The organism is Mesorhizobium sp. WSM4820 (assembly GCF_055811075.1).
On record NZ_JBVVQN010000035.1, the window covers coordinates 23,316 to 29,315 of the forward strand.

6 protein-coding genes are annotated in these 6,000 nt (G+C 64.3%); 2 read left to right on the forward strand and 4 right to left on the reverse strand.

The genetic code is table 11. The features are described 5' to 3' along the window. Positions 1-165: 165 nt before the first annotated feature. From hisG to hisS, 3 genes are all read right to left on the reverse strand, one after another. Positions 166-867 (reverse strand): ATP phosphoribosyltransferase, encoded by a 702-nt coding sequence (hisG, locus tag AC0L2R_RS32510; RefSeq protein ID WP_473513809.1) that lies wholly within the window; start codon positions 865-867, stop codon positions 166-168. Continuing rightward, positions 864-1,985 carry an ATP phosphoribosyltransferase regulatory subunit gene (locus tag AC0L2R_RS32515; protein ID WP_473513811.1) on the reverse strand — a complete coding sequence of 374 codons (1,122 nt, stop codon included), beginning with the start codon at positions 1,983-1,985 and terminating at the stop codon, positions 864-866. The genes hisG and AC0L2R_RS32515 overlap by 4 nt, the downstream gene beginning before the upstream one ends. 171 nt (positions 1,986-2,156) lie before the next feature. Then, the gene (hisS, locus tag AC0L2R_RS32520; protein ID WP_473513813.1) at positions 2,157-3,656 is read right to left on the reverse strand and encodes a histidine--tRNA ligase; all 1,500 of its coding nucleotides are present in this window, start codon (positions 3,654-3,656) and stop codon (positions 2,157-2,159) included. 203 nt (positions 3,657-3,859) lie between these two features. On the opposite strand from hisS, the gene AC0L2R_RS32525 reads away from it, so the two are divergent. Further along, entirely contained in the window at positions 3,860-4,111 is a 252-nt protein-coding gene (locus AC0L2R_RS32525; RefSeq protein WP_473513815.1) for a hypothetical protein, read from the forward strand. Between the two features lie 52 nt (positions 4,112-4,163). Here the strand turns inward: AC0L2R_RS32525 and AC0L2R_RS32530 are convergent, their stop codons facing one another. After that, positions 4,164-4,799, reverse strand: coding sequence for a DNA-3-methyladenine glycosylase I (locus tag AC0L2R_RS32530; RefSeq protein ID WP_473513816.1), 636 nt, complete (start codon positions 4,797-4,799; stop codon positions 4,164-4,166). Between the two features lie 213 nt (positions 4,800-5,012). Here AC0L2R_RS32530 and AC0L2R_RS32535 point away from each other — a divergent pair, with 213 nt between their 5' ends. Further along, positions 5,013-5,759 carry a L,D-transpeptidase gene (locus AC0L2R_RS32535; protein ID WP_473513818.1) on the forward strand — a complete coding sequence of 249 codons (747 nt, stop codon included), beginning with the start codon at positions 5,013-5,015 and terminating at the stop codon, positions 5,757-5,759. The last annotated feature ends 241 nt before the right edge of the window (positions 5,760-6,000 follow it).

A 6,000-nucleotide genomic window follows, 5' to 3' on the forward strand; every position in this document is an offset into this window, starting at 1 on the left:
CTATCAGCCTGCCGGGGTGGTGGAAATCCCGTTGATGGTTTTGGAGCGCAATCCCCTCCCCCTTGAGGGCAGGGTGCCTCGCGAAGCGAGGCGGGTGTCTCGCGTCGAGCACTGCCGCAACGACCCCACCCGTCCATCCGCCTTCGGCGGCTGTCCACCCTCCCCTCAAGGGGGAGGGAAGGCACCCATCTTCGCCGCGATGTCGCGCATGACAGCCTCGTCGGCCGCCGCACGCGGCTTCCGCGATGCGACGAGGCAGGCCTGCGAGCGCAGGATGACGCCGTCCGCCAAAACCTTCAGATGGTTGGCGCGCAGCGTCGAGCCTGACGTGGTGATGTCGACGACGACATCGGCCAATCCCGCCGCCGGCGCGCCTTCGGTGGCGCCGAGGCTCTCGACAATGCGATAGACCTGGATGCCGTGCTTTTGCGAAAAAAACTGCTGCGTCAGCCGCCAGTATTTTGTGGCTATCCTGAGCCGCCTGCCGTGGCGCTGGCGGAAATCGGCGGCGACATCGTCGAGGTCGGCCATCGTATCGACGTCGAGCCAGATCTCGGGCACCGCCACCACGACATCGGCATTGCCGAAACCGAGGCGGGCGACGATCTCCGCGCGCGCCTCCCAGTCGGCGAGGCTTTCGCGCAACAGATCCTCGCCGGTGATGCCGAGGTCGACCGAGCCCTGGCCGATTTCGCCTGCGATTTCTGACGCCGACAGGAACGCCACCTCGACCGCTTCCACGCCTTCGATGCGGGCGCGGTATTTGCGCTCGTCGCCGGGCAGGCTGACGGCAAGCCCGGCCCCGGCCAGCACCTCCAGCGCCTGCTGCTTGAGCCGGCCCTTCGATGGAATCGCCAGGGTGATCATTGCGCGTTCTCCCGCAACGCTTCGATGCGATCGAGCCAGACGGAAAAGCCGACGCCGGGGATCGGCGTTTTCGCGCCGAGCAACGTCAGCAAGCGGTCGTAACGGCCGCCGCCGGCCAGCGGCCGGTCACCGGTTTCCGCCGCGATCTCGAAGACCAAGCCCGTGTAGTAATCGAGCGGACGGCCAAAGGCGGCGTCGTAGCGGATTTTTGCCGTGGACAGGCCAAGCGCTTCGATCGCCTTGGCGCGCGCTGAAAAATTCTCCAGCGCCGCGCCCAGCGAAACGCCGGCGCCGGCTGCGAAGGTTTCGAGCGCTTTTGCCGCGCCGTCGAGCGTCACATCGATCGCCAGAAAATCCTTAAGCGCCGAAAATGCCTCGTTCGACAGCCTGACGCTGCGCAGCTCGGCCTTTTCGATCAAGCGCCGCGCAATCTCGGTCGGCGACCGTCCGGCCGACGCCGACAGACCCGCCTGTTCCATGCCGCCGGCGATGTGCGAGGAAAGCGCTTCCAGATTGCCGTCGAGGACAAGGGCTGCGACCGCGCCGGCGAGCTGGCCGTTGCGCGGCGGATTGGCGAGGTCGGCCAGCGCTGCCTCCAGCATCGCCGCCGAACCGAAGGCGCGGGCCAGCCGCATGCGCCAGCCGCGCGGCAGGCCGAGTGCGGCGAGCACCGCCTCGAAAACAGTCTGGTCGCCGAGCGTGATCGTTGGTTCCTGGCCCGGCAGCACCAGCGAAAGCAGCGCATGCGCATCGGCCAGCGATCGGGCATCGGCCCGTGCGATGTCGCCGTCGCCGAGATCCTCGATACCGGCCTGGAAAAACTCGTTTCCGCCCTCGCGGCGCTGGCGAAACACCTCGCCGAGATAGGAATAGCGGCGCGGCGTTCCGGCTTGGCTGGCAATGTGGTCGAGGCAGACCGGGATGGTGAACTCCGGCCGCAGGCAAAGCGTCTGTCCGGTCTCGCTTTCGGTGAGGAAAATACGCCGGCGCAAATCCTCGCCGGCCATGTCGAGGAACGGGTCGGCCGGCTGCAGCACCGCCACCTCGACCGCATGCGTGTTGCGCGCAGCTAAGAGTTTTGTGATGTCTGATGCGATGGCGGGGTAGCGGGAGGTCATGCAGCACCACCTTGCCTTCTCCCCTTGTGGGAGAAGGTGGATTGGCGCGCAGCGCCGAGACGGATGAGGGGTGCTGGAAGAAATGAGGCGACGGCGCTCCCTGGAACACCCCTCATCCGACCGAGCTTCGCTCGGCCACCTTCTCCCACAAGGGGAGAAGGGAGCGGCGCTCTACTTGCCACGCGCCCGCTCCTCCGCCTGCGCCGCAAGTATCTTCCTTACCTCGCCAACCAGATCGCTTTCCGCCACCGTCACCTGCGCCGGGCGCGCGGAGCGCCATTCGGCGTTGTCCACAATCTCCGCCGACATCCGGGCGCCCTCGATCAAGTCCTTGATCTGCACCTCGCCTTTCGCCCGCTCGTCGCCGCCCTGGATGATGGCGACCGGGCTGCCGCGGCGGTCGGCATATTTGAGCTGCGCCTTCATGCCGGCGCCGCCGAGATACATTTCCGAGCGGATGCCGGCGGCGCGCAGCTCGGCCACCATTTTCTGGTAGCGGCCGAGACTGTCCGTGTCCTTGTCCATGGTGAGCACGACGACCGGCGCGATCACGTCTGATGTATCGAGCTTGCCGAGGTTCTTCAGCGCCGTCATCAGCCTGGAGACGCCGATGGAAAAACCGGTCGCCGGCACCGGCTCGCCACGAAAGCGCGACACCAGCCCGTCATAACGGCCACCGCCGCCGATCGAACCGAAGCGCACGATCAGGCCGTCCTCATTGGGGATTTCCGCCAGGAGCTCGGCCTCGTAGACCGGACCGGTGTAATATTCGAGGCCGCGCACGACGGAACGATCCATAACTATGCGGTCTTCGCCATATCCAGCTGCCCTTACCAAGTCTTCAATGGTTGACAGTTCGGCAACGCCTTCGTTGAAGAACTGGCTGGCTCTCACTGCGGAATCCGGGTGCCCTAAATCACCTCGCTCAATCTTCGCTGTAGCGTAAAGAACTGCTTCAGCTTGAACATTGTCCAGCCCTGCGCCCTTGGTGAAATCTCCGCTCTCGTCCTTGCGCCCTGCGCCCAACAGCAGACGAACACCCTCGATACCAAGCTTGTCCAGCTTATCGATTGCCCGCAGCACGGACAGCCGGCGCCCAGCGTTCTCATCGCCGCCAAGGCCGATCGCTTCCAGCACGCCGTCGAGCACCTTGCGATTGTTGACCCTAATGACGTAGTCGCCGCGATTGATGCCGAGCGCTTCCATCACATCGGCCATCATCATCGCCATTTCGGCGTCGGCCGCGACACCTGGCGTGCCGACCGTGTCGGCGTCGAACTGCATGAACTGGCGGAAGCGGCCAGGGCCGGGCTTTTCGTTGCGGAACACCCAGCCGGAGCGGTAGCTGCGATAGGGTTTCGGCAGGCGCTCAAAGTTTTCAGCGACAAAACGGGCCATCGGCGCGGTCAAATCGTAGCGCAGCGACAGCCACTGGTCGTCGTCGTCCTGGAAGGAGAACACACCCTCGTTCGGCCGATCCTGATCGGGCAGGAATTTGCCCAGCGCATCGGTGTATTCGATCAGCGGCTGGTCGACCGGCTCAAAGCCGTACAGCTCATAGACCGAGCGGATCGTCGCCATCATCTTCTCGACGGCACGGATATCCTCGGCGCCGCGGTCGACAAGCCCGCGCGGCAGCCGCGCTTTCATCTTTTCCGATTTGTCGGCCATGGCATGGGTCTTTTCGCTAGGTAAAGCTGACTTGTTTCGAGTGGGCGTGTCCTAACCGATGGGGCTTGGCGCGGCAAGGGTTTGCTCCCTGCCTTCTCCCCGTGCGGGAGAAGGCGAGAAGCTGAAACAATTCCGCCATAAGCGCGGCATCGTGCCGACACAATCGCAGCCGATAAAGCGCGCCGAAACAAGGGGTTCGGGCCATGACCTTGGCGCGGAAATTCGACATCATCAACAGCCGCACCCGCGAGCTGCCCGCCCAGCTGAGGCCGGCCGATCATCATGCACCGGGACCTGCAGCCCAAATGGCGGGACCGTTCGAGGTTGCCGCAGACAAGCGTACGGGACCGACCATGCGCGATGCGCTGCTGACCAGCCTGCTCGTGATCTATCCGGCGTTTGCCACGATAGCGGCTATCGTTGCCGGGCTCTTTCTGGCGGGCGCCGGCGCTTGAGTTGTTGAGCGCCCCTTGCCTTCTCCCCTTGTGGGAGAAGGCAAGAACGACGCTACGTCGGCCTTTTGAACGCCTTGCGCTCCGCCTCGACCTGCTCGCGGCAGACACAGCCTTCGAGATGGTCGTTGACCAGCCCCATGGCCTGCATGAAGGCGTAGACGGTGGTCGGGCCGACAAAGCTCCAGCCGCGCTTCTTCAGCTCCTTCGAAATCCGCACCGAGACTACCGTGGTCGGGTTGGCGCGCAGATGGGCGAGATCGACGATTTCGGGCCGTTCGTCCGGGCCGGGTTCGAATTTCCAAAACCAGGCCGCCAGCGAGCCGGCCTCGTCGGCCAATTCACGCGCGCGCCTGGCGTTGTTGATGGTCGAGACGATCTTGCCGCGGTGGCGAATGATGCCGGCATTGCCGAGCAGGCGCTCGACATCCTGTTCGGTGAAGGCGGCGATCCTGTCAATATCGAAGCCGGCGAACGCCTCGCGAAAATTCTCGCGCTTGCGCAATATGGTCAGCCAGGACAGGCCCGACTGAAAGCCTTCGAGGCAGATCTTTTCGAACAGCCTGCGGTCGTCGTCGACCGGCCGGCCCCATTCGTGATCGTGGTAGTGCAAATAGTCCGGCAGATTGCCGTGCCAGAAGCAGCGCGCGATACCATCGGGTCCAGCGAGCAGGCCTGTCTTCTCATCCATGGCACAATTCCATTGGTTAATGCGCCTCAGCGCTGCCTTTACCGCGGCTTTACCAGATTCCTGAACCGGCCGGTAACCACACCGAAAGCTTTACTGACAATGCAGCATTTTACGCATTTCGATTCATGTTTCGGTTGCTGCTCCGCGCCCAATGTTCGCGACATCGGGGACGCTTGTGCGCCCCGGCATGTTCGACGATCAGGGTGCGTTCCGATGAAGACATTTTTGTTCCCGCTGCTCGGCGCCGCAGCCGTGCTGGCCACTGCCGCTACATCCTCCAGCGCCAACGACCGCTATGCCGACAGGCCGCCGGTGATGGTGAGCCCCGACCTTTCGGCGCCCTGGGTGCTGCAGCTTGGCCGCGCGCCGGGCATCGTCCGCCAGAACCGGCAAGAGATGCCAAAGCCGCAGCGCCGTTCTCAGCGGCAGGCGCAACCGGCTCAGCTGCACACGGCGGCCGTGCAGGCGCCGTCAAAGAAGCGCATTATCGCGCGCCCGCAGATCAACCCGATCTATCTGCCGCAGGAAGTCGCCTATGACGGCCCGGAGAAGCCGGGCACGATCGTTATCGATACGCGGGAGAATTTCCTCTATCTGGTCGAGAACAACGGCAAGGCGCGGCGCTATGGCGTCGGCACCGGCAAGCCGGGCTTCGAATGGGCCGGCAAGCACAAGATCTCGCAGAAGAAGGTCTGGCCCGAATGGCGACCGCCGGCGCAGATGATCTCGCGTGAAGCCGCCAATGGCCGTTATCTGCCGACCTATGTCGCCGGCGGCGTCGAGAACCCGCTCGGCGCGCGCGCGCTTTATCTCGGCTCGACGCTCTACCGCATCCACGGCACCAACCAGCCATGGACGATCGGCGGCGCGGTGTCGTCGGGCTGCATTCGCATGCGCAACGAGGACGTCGTCGATCTCTATGAGCGGGTCGATGTTGGCACGACAGTTGTGGTGATGTAATCTGCGGTTGATTTTGTTACCGAGTCTGTCAAGAAGTCTCGGGATCATCAGAATACGGGGGACGGGCCGTGTGGGGATACGGTCGGTCACGAAAGGGGGGCCCCGGCAAACCCCCGGGGCCGTTTTTTTTGGGGGCGGGGGTGGGGTTTTTTTTTGGGCCCGGCCCGCGACACTGCCGGGGCGTGCAGCATCGAAATCCTCGCCGGCGGATTGCGCGGCAAGAACACGACGGGCAGCGAGC

Coding starts and splice junctions, on each gene's coding strand:
- AC0L2R_RS32525 (WP_473513815.1), top strand. CDS start 3,860: ATGACCTTGGCGCGGAAATTCGACATCATCAACAGCCGCACCCGCGAG.
- AC0L2R_RS32535 (WP_473513818.1), top strand. CDS start 5,013: ATGAAGACATTTTTGTTCCCGCTGCTCGGCGCCGCAGCCGTGCTGGCC.
- hisS (WP_473513813.1), bottom strand. CDS start 3,656: ATGGCCGACAAATCGGAAAAGATGAAAGCGCGGCTGCCGCGCGGGCTT.
- AC0L2R_RS32515 (WP_473513811.1), bottom strand. CDS start 1,985: ATGACCTCCCGCTACCCCGCCATCGCATCAGACATCACAAAACTCTTA.
- AC0L2R_RS32530 (WP_473513816.1), bottom strand. CDS start 4,799: ATGGATGAGAAGACAGGCCTGCTCGCTGGACCCGATGGTATCGCGCGC.
- hisG (WP_473513809.1), bottom strand. CDS start 867: ATGATCACCCTGGCGATTCCATCGAAGGGCCGGCTCAAGCAGCAGGCG.